Consider the following 18845-nt stretch of genomic DNA (forward strand, 5'->3'; position numbering starts at 1 on the left):
ATCACCAAGCTTTCTAATTGTTTTGTCCAATCAAAATATTCACGAAGAGTATGATTATGACCGCATCTAACTCAGTAACACCGCAAGTAGGTATTATTAAAGCATTCTTTCAGAAGTATTTTATCGATGCGTTTACGGGTATGGCGTTAGGTTTGTTTGTCACGCTGATTGCTGGGCTAATTATCTCGCAAATCGGTGGCTGGTTAGGTCTGCCCGCATTGGTCGCTGTCGGTAAGCTTGCCTCGATATTAATGGGCGCAGGTATCGGCGTGGGTATTGCTTATTACCTAAAAGCGCCAACGTTAGTCATGCTCAGCTGTCTAGTGGCAGGTATGCTGGGTGCACATTCTGAAGCGTTAATGGCGGGGACGCTTTTCATACCACAAGAGGGCGGACCTGCGACATTTGTAGCACTGCCGGGTAATCCGATAGGGGCGTATTTGACATCTGTATTCGCTTATCGCGCTGGCACTTGGATTGCGGGTAAGACTAAGCTTGATATTTTACTCGTGCCTTTACTGGTATGCGGCGTTGCGCTATTGGTCTGTGCGTTACTCAACCCACCTATCGTGGCAGCGGTCGCCGCTATCGGACAAGGTATTCATGCAGCGACTGAGCTACAGCCATTACTCATGGGTGTTGTGATTGCCGTCGTGGTTGGTCTCTTATTAACGCTACCAACATCGAGCGCCGCCATTTGTATTGCGATTGGACTTGGCGGGTTGGCTGGCGGGGCAGCAGTGGTTGGCTGTGCGGCGCATATGATTGGTTTTGCAGTTGCAAGTTTCAAAGACAATGGTGTAAGCGGAGTGATATCTCAGGGCTTGGGCACTAGCATGCTACAAATTCCCAATGTATTAAAAAAGCCACTGATTCTACTGCCTGCCGTTATCGCCAGTGCTATCGTTGGCCCTATCGCGACTGTCGGGTTCGGGCTTGCCTGTACTGCTACAGGGGCAGGTATGGGCACTGCTGGGTTGGTCGGTGTGTTTGGGGTCATTGAGGCATCACAAGAAATCATGAGCATAGGTCAGCTGTGGACGGCGATTATTATATTGATGTTTGTATTGCCTGCGCTGATTGCAGGATTGGTTGCTTATGTCATGCGCCGTATGGGTTGGTTGGTCGCAGGTGATATGAAGCTGCCTTAATGCTTAGAATGTTGAACTAAAATATTATCAACGATATCAAAACGCATTTTCATCCATAGTCAACAATGACAACCCCCAAAAAGGCCCAGCTACGATAATAGCTGGGCTTTTTATATGTGAACTCTTTACTTAACGGTCTTTAGTTTTTTATGACGATGTGGCTTTAGTTTTAGAGACAGTTGATGAAAATCATTTAGTATTTGGCTGTAGTGAGAGGGGAAGACGCGTTGGATCGCATCAATCATCTTGGCATCATTACCAATCAAGCAGCGTTGCTGATTGGTCGCTGCTGCATGCAGGATAATCCAAGCCGCTTGACTGGCATCGAACTTTAGAAACTTATTAAAACTTCTGATGGCTTTGGGTCCAGTGCTCATACCTATATCGTGGATGCTGTCGTTGCCGCGCGCGCTGTTGGCGATATTGGTTTTGATGCCACCCGGATGGATACAAGTTGCTGAGACGCCACAGTTCTGAATATTCAGCTCTTGGCGTAAGCTCTCTGTGAATCCGCGTACGGCAAACTTGCTTGAATTATAGGCGGACTGCGACGCCTGAGCAGTCAGACCAAAGAGACTTGAGATATTAATAATATGACCATGCTCGCTAAACTGGCTCTGTTTGACGCTATTTTTAATCAAAGGTAAAAACGCTTTGGTGCCGTATACCACGCCCCAAAAGTTGATGTTCATTACCCATTCAAGCTCACTAATGCTACTGCCTTCAACGGTGGAATAAAGTGCGACGCCTGCATTGTTAAAAATGAAGTTAACTTTGCCATGCTCTGCCATCACGCTATCAGCCCATGCTTCCACCGCTTTATTATCTGACACATCCAGTACGGTCATAGTGACGTTGATATCATAACTGGCAAGTAACTGTTTGGTCGCTGCTAGCTGTTCAGGATTGATGTCAGATAGTGCAACATGACAGCCCATTTTTGCTAAATGAATGGCTAACTCACGTCCCATACCAGAGCCTGCGCCTGTGATAGCAGCGACATGGTTGTGGTAGTAGGAAGCAACGTCCGACTCATCTAAGGAGGCATGAGATGAAGAAAATGGCAGATGCTGGCGTAATGAGGTTGCTATAGCGGTCACAGGGTTAAGCATAATAAACAATCCTTTGTATTATTAGTAGGGTCCGTTGAACATTCAAAGCTGGTGCTGGCAGTAAGATAAAGCTTGAAACAGACACTATCTACATTAGCATGATTTATGCTGATGCTTACTCGCGATTGATAAACGCTGCTGTCATTTTATGATAGATACCTGTCACTTCAACTTAGGACATGCGCTAGTATTTGAGTCATTACTAGCTCGTACTAGCATTATGCATAGTCAGGTCTTGATGGTTAAATTGGTTAATGAGTCGGCATAAAAAAAGCGCCTTAGCTTATGCAGCCAGACGCTTTTTTGTTGTCATCACTCATTAATCATAATGAGTGATATTAACAGTACGATATTTTAAGAAATTTCAGGCGTTTTACCTTCATTGATGACTTGCTCATCAACCAGTACCGTTTTTGCATTTTCCATAGAAGGCAGCTCGTACATAGTTTCAAGTAGCGCGTTTTCTACAATAGAGCGTAGACCACGAGCACCAGTTTTACGCTCCATTGCTTTCTTAGCGATGGCATCTAGTGCTTCTTGCGTAAAGCTAATCTCAGCACCTTCCATGTCGAACAAGTACTTGTACTGTTTTACCAGTGCATTCTTAGGTTCAGTCAGGATCTGTACCAATGCCGCTTCATCTAGCTCTTGTAGTGCAGCAAGAACGGGCAAACGACCGATTAGCTCAGGGATCAGACCAAACTTGATCAAATCTTCTGGCTCAACTTCCTGTAGCAACTCTGAGCTACGACGGCTGTCATCTTTTGAGCTGACATCAGCGTTAAAGCCAATACCTCCTTTTTCAGTACGTTGCTGAATGACTTTGTCTAGGCCAGCAAACGCGCCGCCCACGATGATTAGGATGTTGCTGGTATCGACTTGGATCAGCTCTTGCTGTGGGTGCTTACGACCACCGTGCGGCGGAATAGCAGCCACGGTGCCTTCGATGAGCTTGAGCAATGCTTGTTGCACGCCTTCACCTGACACATCACGGGTGATAGATGGGTTGTCGCCTTTTTTACTGATTTTGTCGATCTCATCGATATAGATGATACCTTGCTCAGCTTTGGCCACATCATAATCAGAGGCTTGAAGTAGTTTCTGTACGATATTCTCAACGTCTTCACCAACGTAACCTGCCTCGGTTAAGGTAGTAGCATCAGCCATTGCAAAAGGCACATCGAGCAGACGAGCCAAGGTTTGTGCAAGTAATGTCTTACCAGAACCAGTCGGACCGATTAGCAAGATATTACTCTTAGCCAATTCTACCATTGCATCATCAGCACCAATCTTAGACTTTTTGCTGTCATTAGCTAACGTTTGGCTAACTTTTAAGCGTTTATAATGGTTATAAACGGCAACGGCCAATGCTTTTTTGGCAGCGTCCTGACCGATGACATATTCATCAAGTTTGGCACGCAGCTCTTTTGGGGTTGGTAGCTTTTTATTGATCCAAGAGGTATCGATATCGCTATCGTCATCACCATGCTCGGCGCTGTCTGCAATTAAATCAGTACATAGCTCGATACATTCATTACAGATATTGGCATCGTCAGCCGCAATCAGTTGCTTTACATCGCTTTTGGCTTTACCGCAAAATGAGCACTGCGGGGTATTGTCTTCTGCCATAAAAGGCGCTCCTAAAATTTAAAACTGGTCAGTTTATTCGTAGTATATCGATTACGGTATCCATTCAATTGTCATACCCTTTAATAGGTCGGGTATGACATGCGTATTGATTGACCATACTGTAAATAAACTATAAAGGGTCTTATGATTGGATTACAAAGAATCAGGGCGGCGCTCTAATACTTCGTCAACCAGACCGTATTCTTTAGCCTCACGAGCATCTAACCAAAAATCACGCTCAACGTCTTTTTCGATTTTTTCTAACGGCTGGCCAGTACGCTCTGCCAAAATCTCGTTCAAACGTGCACGTGTTTTTAGAATCTCACGCGCATTGATTTCGATGTCGGTCGCTTGACCTTGCGCGCCACCTGATGGCTGGTGAATCATCACACGAGCATTCGCAAGTGAATAACGCTTACCTTTTTGACCGGCGGCCAATAGGAATGAACCCATGCTATAAGCCCCACCCATACAAATGGTCGATACTTCTGGCTTGATAAAGTTCATGGTATCAAAAATCGCTAAACCGGCACTGACTGAGCCGCCTGGTGAGTTGATATATAAATGGATATCTTTGTCTGGGTTTTCAGCTTCTAAGAATAGCAGCTGCGCGACGATTAGATTGGCCATATGGTCTTCAACCTGACCAGTTAAAAAGATAACGCGTTCACGTAACAAGCGTGAAAAAATATCAAACGAGCGTTCACCACGCGAAGACTGCTCGACAACCATAGGCACTAATGCGGCTTGGGTGGTTTGTACTTCTTTGTGCGCACTCATCAGCATATCAAAATGTGGATTGGCAGTGATGCGATCATAATCTGTCATAGAAACGTCCTATCGATAAATGTATAAAATAAAAAAGGATTGAATAATTTTATTGTCTGGTAGTTTTTGCCTAATGGGTTGTTTATAAGGGGGCTGCGCTCACTATTCAAGCCTATAAAACCGGTTTGTGCATAAAATAGCGGAAAAAGTGGCCCGCCTATATTTCTAGTACTCGTTGCTTGTGCTGAACGTCTGCACTAAAAGCCAGTAACGAAAGTATGTCTAGAAACAGATAGATACTATCTTATCTATCATGAAATCGCACAGATATTGATAAGCGCATACTGATGCAAACGGCACAAATCATATGCAACCTTACTTTTTACCATAGAATACCTGATTAACAGCACTACAATCTACCTATCTTACTGACTAAGTTTGAGAATAATAAGGTATTTTATGCCTTTACTGATCAGGTGTTACCATAAACTATCCAGTCAAAAGTTATACCAACAAATTGCACTGTTATAGATAAGATGTATTGTTTTGGTGCATGAAAGCGCCACGCTGAGGGATGGCAGACATCAAAAAAACTGATGATGGAAAGGTCAAAAATATATTGCTGTTTTCAATGACGGATATAAATTGAGAAAAGTACAAGCAAATCAAAGTTTTGAGCCGATATGGTTAGTTCATTGATTATTTTCTATTCATAGTTGGCACGATGATTGTATCAGTCAACATATTGACCCTTTATTTGTTGGTTCAGCGCTGTTTTTGATACGCTATTCTCGTTCTACGGCGCTGAGATTGTTTAGCTATTATTTTAGCTAAGGCTTTAAGGTATGACGTTGAACAAGATTTTGGATGATAAACCGGTAAAATATTGGATTATATTTAATTGGTACATGAGTATATAAAATGAGTTGGGCTTCTTCCTTAGCATTAAGTTTTGACAGCGTTAAACGCACGAGTACGGCCCAACATAAGGCTGCCGACTCTAAGACGCGGCTATATCACCGCAAGCATACTGGTGCCTTAATGGTACAGCGTGCCCTGTATCCCGAACCGCGTGTGCAGCAGGGTATTTGTCATGTATTGATGCTATATCCGCCAGCAGGTATCGCAGGTGGTGATACGTTGGCTATAGACCTGCGTTTAGATAGTGAGAGTCACGCTGTTATTACGACACCAGGGGCAGGTAAATGGTATGGCAAAGACAGTGTCAGCCAAAAAAGCAAAATCTTAGCTAACCAATCAGTCAACACCACAGGAGAGGTGAACACTGCTATAGATAACAACGGTATTGCTCAAAGTGACATGGCTGAATACGCTAGCCAAAAGGTATACGCCACATTAGATACAGATGCTCGCCTAGAATGGTTGCCGCAAGAGAGTATTATTTATCACGAAGCCAATATGCATGCGACGAGTCGCTTTGATTTGACGGACTCATCTAGCTTACTGACGTGGGAGATTGGCGTCTTTGGGCGGCAGGCCTATGATGAACAGTTTTTGCAAGGCTATTACCATACAGGATTGAATATCTACCGAGAAGGTAAAGTCATCGTAGCCGAACGTGTAGCACAGTCAGCACAAAGTCGCTGGTTTACATCGCATTTAGGGCTAGCAGGGCAGCATATCTATGGGTCGTTTTGGGCAGTACCAAGTTTAAGTGACGTACATCAAAAGCCTTTACCGTCATCAAAAGCACGAGAAACGACAGAGACTGCGCAAGCGACGACCAAGCAAGCATTAACCCGTTATTTGGACAGTACGATACTGACTTTACGGCAAGCAATCGCTGACGCGGATCTACCTGTCTATTGCACCCATAATTATCAGGCGATTAATATCCGCTATATTGGCACAGATGTACGAGGATGTTTTGAAGCGTTTTATCAGCTGAGAGAAGTCTTACGTAAGCACTGGTGGCAGCTTGAGCCGTGTCGTCCACGGATTTGGGATACGTGATTTTTGATTAGATATTACTTAATTTGTTATGACGTTACTCTGATATAAAAAGACACAATCTCCATTTTGGTTAAGGTATTAAACGTTTGAAGTACGCTACTCTGTGATACAGAATATTATAAATAAAATAAGGAAGTTCCATGCATTTGACCCCGACAGAAAAAGACAAGCTCATGCTATTCACGGCTGGCATGGTGGCTGAACGCCGCAAAAACCGAGGTGTAAAACTGAACTATCCCGAAGCCATCGCTTATATCAGCATGCTACTGATGGAAGGCGCAAGAGATGGCAAAAGAGTTGCCGAATTAATGAGTGAAGGCGCTACCTATCTGTCTGTTGATGATGTGATGGATGGTGTGGCAGAGATGGTGGATGAAGTGCAAATCGAGGCGACGTTCCCTGATGGTACTAAGCTGGTTACGGTACATAATCCCATCGTGTAGCACTGAAATGATAACTATAAAATAAGGCGACTCTTATGCAAGCAGGCGAATACCATATTCAAGATGGCGATATCATCTTAAACCAAGGGCGACAGGTACAGACCATTAGTGTTAGCAATACTGGTGATAGACCTATCCAAATCGGCTCGCATTATCACTTTTACGAAGTCAACGATGCCTTGAGCTTCGAGAGAGAGCAGACGCGTGGTTATCGCCTGAATATTATCCCTGGTACGGCGGTACGCTTTGAGCCGGGGCAGTCACGTGAAGTGGAACTGGTCGCTTATGCTGGCAAGCAGGAAGTATATGGCTTTGCTGGGCGTGTGATGGGTGCCGCTAGCTCAGACACAGCATTAGACAATACTGATAATAAAAATCCGCTAGTTACCTCGCAGAAGAAAGTCAGTCGGCATATTTATGCTGAGCATTTTGGCCCGACGACAGGTGACAAGGTTCGCCTAGCCGACACGGAATTGTGGCTACAGGTTGAGGCTGACTTGACCAGTTATCAGGATATCGATCAAGCAAATACGTCGCAAAATGGTGAGCAGGCTAGCAAACCTACCGAGATAAAAGGTGAAGAAGTTAAATTCGGTGGCGGTAAAGTCATTCGTGATGGTATGGGTCAAGGGCAACTACTGGGTGCCGACGTTGCCGACACGGTCATTACTAATGCTTTGGTCATGGATTATACGGGCATCTACAAAGCTGATATCGGTATCAAAGACGGTCGCATTAGCGGCATTGGTAAAGCCGGAAATCCTGATATACAACCTGCCATCGATATTGCGATCGGTGGTGCTACCGAAATAATTTCTGGCGAAGGTAAAATACTAACAGCAGGCGGTGTCGATAGTCATATTCACTTCATCGCGCCCCAGCAGTGTGAGACAGCGCTCATGTCAGGGGTCACAACGATGCTTGGTGGCGGTACAGGACCTGCACAAGGTACGCTTGCCACCACCTGTACGCCAGGGGCTTATCATATTGCCTCAATGCTAAAGTCTACCGACAGTATTCCTATGAATATCGGATTACTGGGCAAAGGAAATGTGAGTGTACCAGAACCTATTGCCGAGCAAATAAAAGCAGGTGCCGTAGGGCTAAAGCTACATGAAGATTGGGGCACGACGGCGCAAGCCATCGATAACTGTTTGAGTGTCGCTGAAGAGTATGATGTGCAAGTAGCCATTCATACTGATACTTTGAATGAAAGTGGCTATCTTGAAAGTACGCTAGCAGCGTTCAAGAATCGCTGTATTCACACCTTCCATACCGAAGGCGCAGGCGGTGGTCATGCCCCTGATATTCTAAAGGCAATTGGCGAGTCGCATGTTTTGCCATCATCTACCAATCCAACGCGCCCATATACCGTCAATACCATTGACGAGCATCTCGATATGCTCATGGTCTGTCATCACCTAAGCCCTGCTATTGCAGAAGATGTCGCCTTTGCTGAAAGTCGTATTCGCCAAGAAACCATTGCCGCAGAAGATATCTTGCATGATTTGGGTGCGATTTCGATGATGAGTAGTGACTCGCAAGCCATGGGGCGGGTAGGTGAAGTGGTTATACGTACGTGGCAAACCGCGCACAAAATGAAAGTGCAACGCGGACATCTTGCGCCTGATGCAACAGCAACCATAGAAGATGAGCAGCAGTTCATCACGCTGACGGACTACGACCAAAGCGCGGACAACGATAACTTTCGTATCAAACGTTACATCGCAAAATACACCATCAATCCTGCGATTACTCATGGTATCAGCGATATGGTTGGCTCTATCGAAGTGGGGAAATGGGCCGATATGGTGTTATGGTCGCCCAAATTTTTTGGGGTAAAGCCTGAATGCATCATCAAAGGTGGCCTTATCGCTGCTGTGCCGATGGGCGATATTAATGCCTCTATTCCCACCCCGCAGCCAGTTCATTATCGTCCTATGTTTGCCACGTATCCGAAATCGATTGCTCAAACCAGCATTACTTTTATGTCGCAAGTGGCCATCGATAAACAAGTGGATAAACAACTTGGATTGACCAAAGTTATTCAACCAGTACACGGTATCCGTAAAATTCGCAAAAGCGACATGCGCTTTAATAGCTACTGCCCTGATATGGATATCAATCCTGAGACTTATGAAGTACGTGCCGATGGTGAAATGCTAACCTGTGAACCTGCCGATATATTGCCTATGGCGCAGCGTTACTTTTTATTCTAAGTATTTTTTATGCTAAACACTTTGTTATTCCAAGTATTTTATTATTCTAAATATTGTGAGTTTTACGCCTTAAAAGTTTGAGCAACAACAGCCAGAGTATAATAATGATGAAGATATTTAATACCCGTTTAAATGCCCCAAATGACGCTCAAAAAATACAATTAGCAAAACAGCACCAAACCAATGACTATCTACTGTTAGATTTTGATACCCGCCAGCATTCTCGATTTAAAGCCACTACGGTTGCAGGTGAGAGTGTCGGTATTGACTTACCTCGGACAGGTACTCTCAAAGGTGATGATGTGCTAATCAATGAGGCAGGTGAGCTAATACAAGTCATTGCCAAGTCGCAGGTCGTCACCAAAGTTACCGCTGATGATGTTTTTGCGTTGATGAAAGGCGCATATCATTTAGGTAATCGACATGTGCCACTGATGTTTGACCAAAGTTTTGACCACGGTGATGCGGAGTACGCGCTATATTTTGAAAACGACCATGTGCTTGCTCAAATGTTAGAGCGTCTTGGATTGCGGGTTGAAGATGCTTCGGTACCGTTTGAACCTGAAACCGGGGCCTATCAGTCGGGGCAAGGGCATTCACATGGTCACTCTCACTCACATGCGCATTCAAGTAGTGACTCACATAGCCATTCGCACAGCGACATACATGGCAATACGCATGGCGCATCAGATAGCCATGAACACAAACATGAAAATAGCCATAGCCATCATCACGGACATCACCACAGCCACAGCCATCATGATGAGATTGTAGGACAGCCAAAGTGATGGTAGATACCAGTGCTCAGTCTACTCAGCCAGACCAACTTGGTCGGCTGCTGATGCTGGCATCGAGCAACTTACCTATCGGTAGCTATACCTATTCGCAAGGTGTTGAGTCAGCGATTGAGTCAGGCGTAATCTCTGATGAAGCCAGTACGCTGGTATTTATGCAGGATTATTTAGTGCTTGCTGTTATCGGCTATGAGTTGCCAGTATTAGGGCTAATAATGCTCGCACTTGGTCAAGGTAATGATGCGCTAGCCGCAAATCTAGCACACGATTATCATGCCAGTTTAGAGAGTAAAGAGTTTGTGCTTGAGTCTCAGCAACTGGCTCAAGCAATGGTATCTTGGCTCAATGAAGTGCTGAGCCTTGGTATACCTGCTGAGATACCTGAAGACGGATACTTGCCACTTTTTGCTCATATTGCACAGCATTGGCAGCTACCATTGGCACAATCAATGACCACGTATGGCTTCGCCCAACTAGAGAACATGGTATTGGCTGCGGTTAAGACAGTACCGTTAGGACAGATGGCAGGCCAGCGTATCCTGTGGCAGTTGCAAAGTGAGTTAGCAGCTCAGGTTGATGCCGTTAGCACTAACATACAGCATGCTTTTGATACATTAATGGCATCGTCAGATTCGCTTAAAGAGCAAGACTGTCAGCAACTATGCCAAGACCTCTATGAGATGCTTAATATATCTAATAATTTACCCAATCTGGCTATTCTCTCAAGCATGCATGAGGAGCAGTACAGTCGATTGTTTCGCTCATAACTACACCCTTATTTCTATTTATACTTATTAATATACAAACTGTTTTAGGAATTTAATATGTCTCTAACTCCGCTCAAACCACAAACCTCGCAAGAGGCTAATCCTACCCATTTATCATCATCTGGATTATCGTGCCTACGCCTTGGCATTGGTGGGCCTGTTGGTAGTGGTAAGACCGCATTGACGTTGCGTTTGTGCCAAAACATGCGCGACACGGTCAATATGGCAGTCGTGACCAATGATATCTATACCAAAGAAGACTCAGAGTTTTTGACCCGTAATGACGCCATGCCTGCTGAGCGTATTCGTGGCGTAGAAACAGGTGGCTGTCCGCATACGGCTATCCGCGAAGATGCGTCTATTAATCTGACTGCTATTGCCGAGCTGCAAGCAACTTTTGAAGATTTAGAGATGATTATCATCGAATCAGGTGGTGATAATTTGGCAGCGACGTTTAGCCCAGAACTGTCTGATTTGACCCTATACGTTATTGATGTTTCAGCAGGCGATAAGATACCTCGTAAAGGTGGGCCGGGAATTACCAAGTCTGATCTATTGATTATTAATAAGACTGATCTAGCACCCATGGTAGGGGCTTCGCTAGAAGTCATGGCAAGAGATGCCAAAAAAATGCGCGGTGACAAACCTTTTATCTTTAGCAACATGAAAACAGGTGATGGACTGAATGAAATTATCGCCTTTATCAAAGAGCAGGGCATGCTTGCTTAGTTAATAGAAGCTCGCGAACTATGACTTACAAGCTATGAACAACCAAATTATGAATATTAAGGAGCACTCCCATGACAGCCTCTACCAAGACAAAAACGACAATCAAAACGCATTTTTCACAGGCTCTATCCGCTCGTAATATAGTGGGTGGCTCAACGGTGATGATGACCTCATTGATGCTACCGTCATTGGCGCAGGCACATGCAGGACATATCCATTCAACGACTGCGCACACGTCATCGCTGTTAGGAGCCTTGCAAGCAGGGTTGATGCACCCACTGACAGGCTTTGATCATTTGTTTTTGGCAGTTGGTATGGGCATGTTGTTTTATGGATTACAAAAGCAGCGCTTGGGTATGATGTCATTGGCAGGAGGGCTATCATTGGGTGCGGTCTTAGCCACAGTCGGTGCTTTGGTAGGTGGGGCTGCGTTTGGTTCGGCCGCTGGCATGGTCGAGATGGCGATACTATTATCAGTGGCGGTATTGGCATTTGTGTTAATGGGTCAATGGCGCGGAAAAAAAGCTGCATCATTAAATACGTCAGTAGCGAGCACGGCAACTACAAGTGACGTACCATTACTGAGCATGACTTTTGGCGGCTTGGCAGTATTTCATGGTATGGCGCATGCGATAGAATTGCCAGCACAGATCGGTGTATCAGGTCAGTTAGGTTTTTATGCCGGTATGATGGTGTCTATGTTAGGACTCTATGCGGTTGGTATGGTGATTAATCAGCAGTTGCAACAGCGTTTGGGTGGTCATTTCTGGTTCCAACGTGGGTTGGTTATGCTAGGTTTAGGGGTAGTGTTCATTCCTGTTTTAACCTAGGATTTTATTACTATTTTGACCTAAACTGCTATTTATATTTACCCATAAAAATACGGCCCCAATCAATGATTAGGGCCGTATTTTTATGAGCTAAGAACATGAGCGCTATCTAACTAACTAAAACAGATAGTGCTCAGTTTAGACTACATGCCTTGCTGCTGTTGTTGCTGAGCAGCTAGCAAGTCTTGGTAGCTAACTTCTTTGTCAGTTACTTTACCTTGCTCGATTAGATAATCAACTACTTGGTCTTCTAGGACAACAGACTCAATGTTAGCGCGTTGTTGCTTATCAGTGGTGTAGTACTCGATCACTTCTGCTGGATCTTCATAGTTTTCAGCCGCTTCTTTGATGAACGTCTCAACGCGTGCTTGATCTACTTCTAAGCCTTTGGTATCGATAACACGAGCAACGATGATGCCAAGACGGGCAGCACGTAGCGCTTGCTCTTCAAATAGCTCATTTGGTAGCATGTCTTTATCGAAGCTATCAGCATTGGCACCGAACTGCTGAGAAAAACGTTGCATCATCATGTTGCGTTGACGCTCGATTTCTTGCTCTAGCATAGCGTTTGGTACGTCAAACTCGTTCTTTTCTAGCAATGCATCAAAAGTTGCTTGCTTAACTTGGCTACGCGCAGCGTTTTTGATTTCGCGTTCCATGTTTTTGCGTACGTCGTCTTTTAGTTTTTCCACGCCGCCTTCTTTTACGCCAAATAGCTCAAGGAACGCATCGTCGATTTCAGGTAGCTTAGATTTTTCAACCAGTTTTACGTTGATTTTGAACTGAGCTTCTTTACCTGCTAAGTTTTCAGCTTGGTAATCTTCTGGGAAAGTTACTTCGATAACTTTTTCGTCGCCAGCTTTCATGCCTTTGATACCAGCTTCAAAGCCAGGAATCATTTGGTTGCTACCGATAACCAGTTTGAAGTCTTCAGCAGAGCCGCCTTCGAATTTTTCGCCGTCGATAGAGCCTTCAAAGTCAAAAGTCACTTGGTTGTCTTTCGCAGCCATGCCTTTTTTCTCAACGAATTCTTCACGTTGCTTTTGTAGGTTTTCGATCATGGTGTCAACGTCAGCTTCATCAACCTTAGCAGTATGACGCTCAACTTCGATCTCATCGATACCTTGTACATCTACTTCTGGGAAGATTTCAACAGTCGCTTGATAAACCAAGAAATCATCTTCAAGTTTTACGTCGTCGATGTTAGGCATGCCAACAGCGCGGATGTCTTCAGATTTGATCGCTTCAAAAACGGTATCACGGATCACATCGTTGATAACTTCTTGTTGAATGCCAGCACCGTACTGAGAGCGGATGTGTGACATAGGGACGTTACCTTTACGGAAACCGTCAATCTTGGCAGTTTTCGCAACTTGGCGAATACGGCCTTCGACTTTGTTTTGAATTTTTTCGACAGGTACTTTAACTGTCAATTGGGTTTCTTTGTTAGATAGCTTGTTGGTTGTGACTTGTAAATCTGTAGCCATGTTAATTACACCTTTAGGATTAGATAGTACTTAAAATTAAGCAGTACTTAGGATTAAATGGTAATAGACAAACCGAGCCTCAAAATACGGGCGTGTACAACGGATTGCCGTTGGAATAAATAGGGGATAATGATAGCCCGCAACGTCCATATCAGTGTCAGTAGCAATCGCTGCCAGCACAAAATATAAAACTGCTGAGGTTGTAAATGCTATCAAATATCAATAATAAACCGTTAATGCACCGCATAATAACGCTTTTTGGTGAATTATACAGACAAATAACGGTTTTCGACAAAATTTTTAAAAGTAGAACAGTATAATCTATCTGATTATTAAAGTAAAAATTATCTGTTTGCCGCTTGTTCGCTCAAAAATTGCCGCGTTAGTTGCACTTCATCTATCATTCATGCTTATGTGATTGATGCGGTGTTGAGCTTAACTATATAGGGTCTAACCGTATTGGTTTAAAGCAGACCAAATACGATACAAGCCGATTTATATTATAGTCAGTTCAATATAATTTCGATACAAGGAAACCGAGTGCAAGTTATACATTAGTATGCTTAGCGAGGATGACGATGTAGCTAATTTATATAGACTTGACTATAGTTGCTTATAAAGGCAGTTGCGCCAATAGCTGCTGAATGGCCTGACCGCGATGACTAATGCTGTTTTTATCAGCAGCGCTCAAGCTGGCCGCACTGGCTTGTAAGTCAGGTAACCAAAACAATGGATCATAGCCGAAACCACCATCACCATGCGCTGTCTCTGAAATCTCGCCATGCCATAATCCTTGAGCGATAATCGGTAACGGGTCATCAGCATGACGCACCATCGCCAGTACGCAAACAAACATACCTTTAACAGAAGTATCTGGCTTCGCTTCTCGGATAGGCTGTAAGTCAGCGATTAGCTTGGCGTTGTTTTTACTATCATTACCATGCTCACCAGCATAGCGAGCAGAGTAAATCCCCGGTGCGTTACCGAGTGCGGGCACACACAGTCCTGAGTCGTCAGCGATAGCAGGCAGTCCACTGATACGGCTGGCATGACGCGCTTTGATAATGGCGTTTTCTACAAAGCTTAAACCATCCTCGATGGCTTCTTCGATATCGAGCTGACCTTGCGGGATGATCGTCACATCCAGATTTGCCTCAGCAAATAGCCGTTTAAACTCAGCCAGCTTGCCTTTATTATTACTGGCGAGCACCCATTGGGTATTTGGCGTTGGTTGAGTCGCGTGTAGAGGAGTGTCGATGGTGCTTGTGTTGATCATAGTGTCTTTCCATTAAATAATTACGTAGAGTCTGGTTAATCTAATTTTGCCTTTTAGCATTCTTTTACTGTTGATATAAACGCATTTACCAGTCATATTTGACTTGTCATTTATCTTTTTGAGATAGGTTGCACAATCCGCTAATACATAGCCAATGGCTATACTGATTGTACGGTCTATAACATTTGGTAACTGATACTTTTGGTCATTGTTGCTATAATGCAAACCAAGCTACAGCGAGTTATATCCTGTAACTTTTGAATATTTAATTAATAAATGCTCATGAAGTCAAACACTTGGCTTTTAAGCAAAGAATAATAGCAGGTAGTAACCGTTAGGTTCATTTTGGATTCATAATAATACGTGATATTGTATTGAGCAGTACCGTGTATCAAGCAATACCATTCATTTCAAACAATAAACTCAGCCAATTTAGTCCGCTATTTTATAGTGTTTTTTACGGTGTAAAAATAGCGTAAGATTCAATCTCTATAAGAAGTTTTATAAACTAACGGCTAAACAGCAAGGATAAAATAACTATGTCAAACATTACATTGCCAGAACTACCATATGCAAAAGACGCACTAGAGCCACATATCAGTGCCGAGACGCTAGAGTATCATCATGACAAGCATCATAATGCGTATGTGACCAAGCTTAACGATTTGCTACCTGGTTCTGGTCTAGAAGACAAAACGTTGCCAGAAATCATCCTAGCGACTGCTAAAGATGACAGCAAACAAGGTATGTTCAACCAAGCAGCTCAAGTATGGAACCACACGTTCTACTGGAACTGCATGACGCCAACAAACGGCGGCGGCGAACCTACTGGCGATCTAAAAGCTAAAATCGAAGAAGATTTCGGTAGCTATGACAAGTTCCGTGAAGAGTTCAAAAACGCAGCATTGACTCAATTCGGTTCAGGTTGGGCATGGTTAGTCGCTGATAAAGTCGGTGGCAAACTGTCTATCGCTAAAACTGCTAACGCTGATACCCCACTTGCACATGACCAAATCGCTGTATTGACTTGTGATGTGTGGGAACATGCGTACTATATCGACTATCGTAACCGTCGTCCTGACTACGTAGATACGTTCCTAGACAAGCTAGTGAACTGGGACTACGCAAATGCAAAATATAAAGGTCAAGACGCTGGCGTTGAAGAATAATATTCAACAGCTAAGTATTTGATTGAAAAAAGGACACCGCGAGGTGTCCTTTTTTTGTTTGGTCGTTTTGTTTTAGGTATTAATATACATACCGTCAATACAATAACGCGATTAAGCCACACCACCGTTTGCACCGATATTTTGTCCTGTGACCCACGCTGCTTCTTCACTTACCAAAAATGCCACCACGCGCGCGATGTCAATTGGTTCACCAATACGGTTAAAGGCTGACATGCTGGCGAGTTTTTCAACCGCTTCGTCTGTTTTACCTTGATTGAACAATTCGGTATCTGTTGGTCCAGGCGATACGGCATTGACGGTGATATTGCGTGCCCCAACTTCTTTAGAAAAGACTCTGGTCAGCTGCTCTACTGCGCCTTTAGTCGCGCAATAAGTACCATAAGTGGGTAGCATCATGCGAGTGGTGGTGCTTGAGAGGTTAACAATACGGCCACCATCATTGAGTTTGGTCGCTGCCTCACGTAGCGTATTAAACGTGCCTTTTACATTCACGGCAAAGGTACGATCAAAGTCCTCATCAGTAGTTTCTGCGATAGGTTTATTAATCATCATACCTGCGCTATTGACCAAAATGTCTGGTTTGCCAAATTCACTGATGGTGGTGTCGAACAGCGTGGCGACTTGCTCAGTATCACTAACATCTGCTTGCACAGCGATAGCTTCACCGCCTGCCGATTTAATTTGGTTTACGATATCATTGGCTGCTGCGTCATCGTTTGCATAGTTAATAATTGTTTTGGCACCTGCTGCTGCTAGTAATATAGCTATCTGTGCGCCGATGCCTTTTGATGAACCGGTTACAATCGCGACTTTATTTTTTAGTGTTGTCATTATTATTCTCTTTATTATTGTAGATGAATATCAGCACACCTATATGGCGCTTTGACTGATAATTTTTAACTAACGATATAGACGTTACCAGTGTGCAAAGACAATGAGTAGAGCGGTTACGTATATTTATTTTAGGATAAGCTTATCCATTGTGTCTACGCAGATGTAAAGTATAAAGATGAGGATGTTGGTGTTGAAAAGTATTCTTTAGCTATTGAGGGTTTGGATGAGAAAAAGGACGCTGAGAGGCATCCTTTTTTTTATAATTATTTAAAAAACGCGTTTGATACGCTATACGAAGAAGGCGATCTACTAGGTGAAAACACACCAAAAATGATGTCGATAGGTCTGCATTGCCGCTCAATCGGTCGCCCCGGGCGAATTAAAGCACTAGCATGGTTTTTAGAATACACCAGCTCACACGAGCAGGTTTGGTTTGCCTCATGCAAGCAGATTGTCGAGCACTGGCTTAAAACATACTCGTATAAAAAATAGATTAGCCAGAAATCTGGATAAGAAAGCTATCTCAAGCAGCTGTTTTTAGCTAAAGAATAAAAAAGTTAAATAAATTTTTATTTCAATATTTTGGTAAATATCTTAACCAAAGTTCAAGTTCGTCAGTATTCTAAAAACTATACGAATAAATAAGAGTTATGTGGCTTAATTTAGTACACACCTTGCTTTAAATAACCGATTAATAATATTTCTAAGCATATTCATTAGTTAAAGCGAGCTTAATTAAAAATTCTTTTACCCTGTCAATCCTTGGGTTGTCAGGGTTTACTGCTTTAATGAAGTACTTTCTTTCTAAGTTTCCACCTTTATCAGATAACTGAATTAGCTTATTTGATTTTAAATCATTTTTTATCAAGCTCTTAGGGCAGAGAGCAATACCACTATTATTGATTGCGGCTGTACGCATTAAATTAAAATCACCAAAAATAGAGCTTTTATCTAAATGTGCCAAATCGCGAGACTGCTCTGTATAAATATTAAACCAATTATTCCATGCTTGTGAATCACAGTCGTGAAGGTATTCATATTTATTCGCTTTTTTAATGTTAAATTCGCCAATTAATTTTTTATATCCCTCACCACAAACAGGAATTGTTTCACCATAAAATAATAGCTCCTCGTCTTCTTCAAGCTCTCTATCGCAAAAGTCTAATACTAAATCAACAAAGGTTTCTTCATAGCCAACATAGTTAATATTAAAATTAATAGTTGGAAATGCACTTTTTAAATCATTTAAGTGAGGCAGTAGAAAGTCAGAGGCTAAAGACGGTATGGTTTTAATTGTTATCGTATTATTTTGCCTTATAGCTGAAACTGAATTTCGGATATTTACCATTGATTTATCAAGTGAGGCAGCCAACCACAATCCCTTTTCAGTTAAAACAAGCGTGTTATTTTTTCTTTTAACTAGAGCAACTTCCAACCAATCTTCTAATTTTTTTACCTGTGCTATGACTGCCGAATGAGTTATACACAACTCCTGTGCAGCCTTTGTATAGCTGAGGTTTCTAGCCACAGAGTCAAAATAGTAGATAGCAGTAAGTGGCAATTTCATTTTAGAACCTTAATTTTAGATGTTAGTTTTTCTAACAATAGGCGAATTTTTTCTGACTTGTTAGTAACTTAACAG

16 protein-coding genes and 1 pseudogene are annotated in these 18845 nt (G+C 43.2%); 10 read left to right on the plus strand and 7 right to left on the minus strand.

The window, feature by feature from the left end:
• Positions 1 to 56 precede the first annotated feature (56 nt).
• The gene (locus tag IP485_RS11970; RefSeq protein ID WP_198327399.1) at positions 57 to 1151 is read left to right on the plus strand and encodes a PTS transporter subunit IIC; all 1095 of its coding nucleotides are present in this window, start codon (positions 57 to 59) and stop codon (positions 1149 to 1151) included.
• A gap of 125 nt (positions 1152 to 1276) precedes the next feature.
• Here the strand turns inward: IP485_RS11970 and IP485_RS11975 are convergent, their stop codons facing one another.
• The 3 genes from IP485_RS11975 to clpP all read right to left on the minus strand — a co-directional run bounded on the left by IP485_RS11975 (position 1277) and on the right by clpP (position 4672).
• Positions 1277 to 2263, minus strand: coding sequence for an SDR family NAD(P)-dependent oxidoreductase (locus tag IP485_RS11975; RefSeq protein ID WP_198327400.1), 987 nt, complete (start codon positions 2261 to 2263; stop codon positions 1277 to 1279).
• Between the two features lie 354 nt (positions 2264 to 2617).
• Entirely contained in the window at positions 2618 to 3892 is a 1275-nt protein-coding gene (gene clpX / locus IP485_RS11980; protein WP_194365238.1) for an ATP-dependent Clp protease ATP-binding subunit ClpX, read from the minus strand.
• A gap of 153 nt (positions 3893 to 4045) precedes the next feature.
• Entirely contained in the window at positions 4046 to 4672 is a 627-nt protein-coding gene (clpP, locus tag IP485_RS11985) for an ATP-dependent Clp endopeptidase proteolytic subunit ClpP (protein ID WP_227686538.1), read from the minus strand.
• 909 nt (positions 4673 to 5581) lie between these two features.
• On the opposite strand from clpP, the gene IP485_RS11990 reads away from it, so the two are divergent.
• The 7 genes from IP485_RS11990 (at position 5582) to IP485_RS12020 (ending at position 12416) form a co-directional block, all read left to right on the plus strand.
• Positions 5582 to 6634 carry an urease accessory protein UreD gene (locus IP485_RS11990; protein WP_198327401.1) on the plus strand — a complete coding sequence of 351 codons (1053 nt, stop codon included), beginning with the start codon at positions 5582 to 5584 and terminating at the stop codon, positions 6632 to 6634.
• Positions 6635 to 6774: 140 nt separating this feature from the next.
• On the plus strand, positions 6775 to 7077 hold the full coding sequence (gene ureA, locus IP485_RS11995) for an urease subunit gamma (RefSeq protein WP_198327402.1): 303 nt from the start codon (positions 6775 to 6777) through the stop codon (positions 7075 to 7077).
• A gap of 35 nt (positions 7078 to 7112) precedes the next feature.
• Positions 7113 to 9296 carry an urease subunit alpha gene (gene ureC / locus IP485_RS12000; protein ID WP_198327403.1) on the plus strand — a complete coding sequence of 728 codons (2184 nt, stop codon included), beginning with the start codon at positions 7113 to 7115 and terminating at the stop codon, positions 9294 to 9296.
• Between the two features lie 104 nt (positions 9297 to 9400).
• Positions 9401 to 10084 carry an urease accessory protein UreE gene (gene ureE, locus IP485_RS12005; protein ID WP_227686533.1) on the plus strand — a complete coding sequence of 228 codons (684 nt, stop codon included), beginning with the start codon at positions 9401 to 9403 and terminating at the stop codon, positions 10082 to 10084.
• The gene (locus tag IP485_RS12010) at positions 10084 to 10857 is read left to right on the plus strand and encodes an urease accessory protein UreF (protein WP_198327404.1); all 774 of its coding nucleotides are present in this window, start codon (positions 10084 to 10086) and stop codon (positions 10855 to 10857) included. The genes ureE and IP485_RS12010 overlap by 1 nt, the downstream gene beginning before the upstream one ends.
• 57 nt (positions 10858 to 10914) lie before the next feature.
• Positions 10915 to 11586, plus strand: coding sequence for an urease accessory protein UreG (gene ureG, locus IP485_RS12015; protein WP_198327405.1), 672 nt, complete (start codon positions 10915 to 10917; stop codon positions 11584 to 11586).
• 71 nt (positions 11587 to 11657) lie between these two features.
• Positions 11658 to 12416 carry a HupE/UreJ family protein gene (locus IP485_RS12020; protein ID WP_198327406.1) on the plus strand — a complete coding sequence of 253 codons (759 nt, stop codon included), beginning with the start codon at positions 11658 to 11660 and terminating at the stop codon, positions 12414 to 12416.
• Between the two features lie 143 nt (positions 12417 to 12559).
• Here the strand turns inward: IP485_RS12020 and tig are convergent, their stop codons facing one another.
• Together tig and rdgB are read right to left on the minus strand one after the other, a co-directional pair.
• Positions 12560 to 13903: a trigger factor gene (gene tig / locus IP485_RS12025; protein WP_194365243.1), complete on the minus strand. Its 1344-nt coding sequence runs from the start codon at positions 13901 to 13903 to the stop codon at positions 12560 to 12562.
• 613 nt (positions 13904 to 14516) lie between these two features.
• The gene (gene rdgB / locus IP485_RS12030; protein WP_227686534.1) at positions 14517 to 15179 is read right to left on the minus strand and encodes an RdgB/HAM1 family non-canonical purine NTP pyrophosphatase; all 663 of its coding nucleotides are present in this window, start codon (positions 15177 to 15179) and stop codon (positions 14517 to 14519) included.
• 539 nt (positions 15180 to 15718) lie between these two features.
• Between rdgB and IP485_RS12035 the strand changes: the two genes are divergently transcribed.
• Positions 15719 to 16348 carry a superoxide dismutase gene (locus IP485_RS12035; protein ID WP_198327407.1) on the plus strand — a complete coding sequence of 210 codons (630 nt, stop codon included), beginning with the start codon at positions 15719 to 15721 and terminating at the stop codon, positions 16346 to 16348.
• A 111-nt stretch (positions 16349 to 16459) separates the two neighbouring features.
• On the opposite strand, the gene IP485_RS12040 is transcribed toward IP485_RS12035, so the two are convergent.
• Entirely contained in the window at positions 16460 to 17200 is a 741-nt protein-coding gene (locus IP485_RS12040; protein ID WP_198327408.1) for an SDR family oxidoreductase, read from the minus strand.
• Positions 17201 to 17458: 258 nt separating this feature from the next.
• On the opposite strand from IP485_RS12040, the pseudogene IP485_RS12045 reads away from it, so the two are divergent.
• Positions 17459 to 17695, plus strand: a pseudogene (locus IP485_RS12045) (allantoinase); the annotation flags it as partial.
• Between the two features lie 211 nt (positions 17696 to 17906).
• Here IP485_RS12045 and IP485_RS12050 read toward each other — a convergent pair.
• Positions 17907 to 18770, minus strand: coding sequence for a LysR family transcriptional regulator (locus IP485_RS12050; RefSeq protein WP_198327410.1), 864 nt, complete (start codon positions 18768 to 18770; stop codon positions 17907 to 17909).
• Positions 18771 to 18845 lie beyond the last annotated feature (75 nt).

It is taken from the genome of Psychrobacter sp. NG27 (genome assembly GCF_016106655.1).
Classification (GTDB): Bacteria; Pseudomonadota; Gammaproteobacteria; order Pseudomonadales; family Moraxellaceae; genus Psychrobacter.

What these genes read in the sequence shown, in the direction of transcription:
- IP485_RS12050 (WP_198327410.1), bottom strand. Translation starts at nt 18,770, where the DNA reads ATGAAATTGCCACTTACTGCTATCTACTATTTTGACTCTGTGGCTAGA.
- tig (WP_194365243.1), bottom strand. Translation starts at nt 13,903, where the DNA reads ATGGCTACAGATTTACAAGTCACAACCAACAAGCTATCTAACAAAGAA.
- ureG (WP_198327405.1), top strand. Translation starts at nt 10,915, where the DNA reads ATGTCTCTAACTCCGCTCAAACCACAAACCTCGCAAGAGGCTAATCCT.
- IP485_RS12040 (WP_198327408.1), bottom strand. Translation starts at nt 17,200, where the DNA reads ATGACAACACTAAAAAATAAAGTCGCGATTGTAACCGGTTCATCAAAA.
- IP485_RS12010 (WP_198327404.1), top strand. Translation starts at nt 10,084, where the DNA reads ATGGTAGATACCAGTGCTCAGTCTACTCAGCCAGACCAACTTGGTCGG.
- IP485_RS11990 (WP_198327401.1), top strand. Translation starts at nt 5,582, where the DNA reads ATGAGTTGGGCTTCTTCCTTAGCATTAAGTTTTGACAGCGTTAAACGC.
- IP485_RS11975 (WP_198327400.1), bottom strand. Translation starts at nt 2,263, where the DNA reads ATGCTTAACCCTGTGACCGCTATAGCAACCTCATTACGCCAGCATCTG.
- IP485_RS11970 (WP_198327399.1), top strand. Translation starts at nt 57, where the DNA reads ATGACCGCATCTAACTCAGTAACACCGCAAGTAGGTATTATTAAAGCA.
- ureA (WP_198327402.1), top strand. Translation starts at nt 6,775, where the DNA reads ATGCATTTGACCCCGACAGAAAAAGACAAGCTCATGCTATTCACGGCT.
- rdgB (WP_227686534.1), bottom strand. Translation starts at nt 15,179, where the DNA reads ATGATCAACACAAGCACCATCGACACTCCTCTACACGCGACTCAACCA.
- IP485_RS12020 (WP_198327406.1), top strand. Translation starts at nt 11,658, where the DNA reads ATGACAGCCTCTACCAAGACAAAAACGACAATCAAAACGCATTTTTCA.
- IP485_RS12035 (WP_198327407.1), top strand. Translation starts at nt 15,719, where the DNA reads ATGTCAAACATTACATTGCCAGAACTACCATATGCAAAAGACGCACTA.
- clpP (WP_227686538.1), bottom strand. Translation starts at nt 4,672, where the DNA reads ATGAGTGCGCACAAAGAAGTACAAACCACCCAAGCCGCATTAGTGCCT.
- ureE (WP_227686533.1), top strand. Translation starts at nt 9,401, where the DNA reads ATGATGAAGATATTTAATACCCGTTTAAATGCCCCAAATGACGCTCAA.
- ureC (WP_198327403.1), top strand. Translation starts at nt 7,113, where the DNA reads ATGCAAGCAGGCGAATACCATATTCAAGATGGCGATATCATCTTAAAC.
- clpX (WP_194365238.1), bottom strand. Translation starts at nt 3,892, where the DNA reads ATGGCAGAAGACAATACCCCGCAGTGCTCATTTTGCGGTAAAGCCAAA.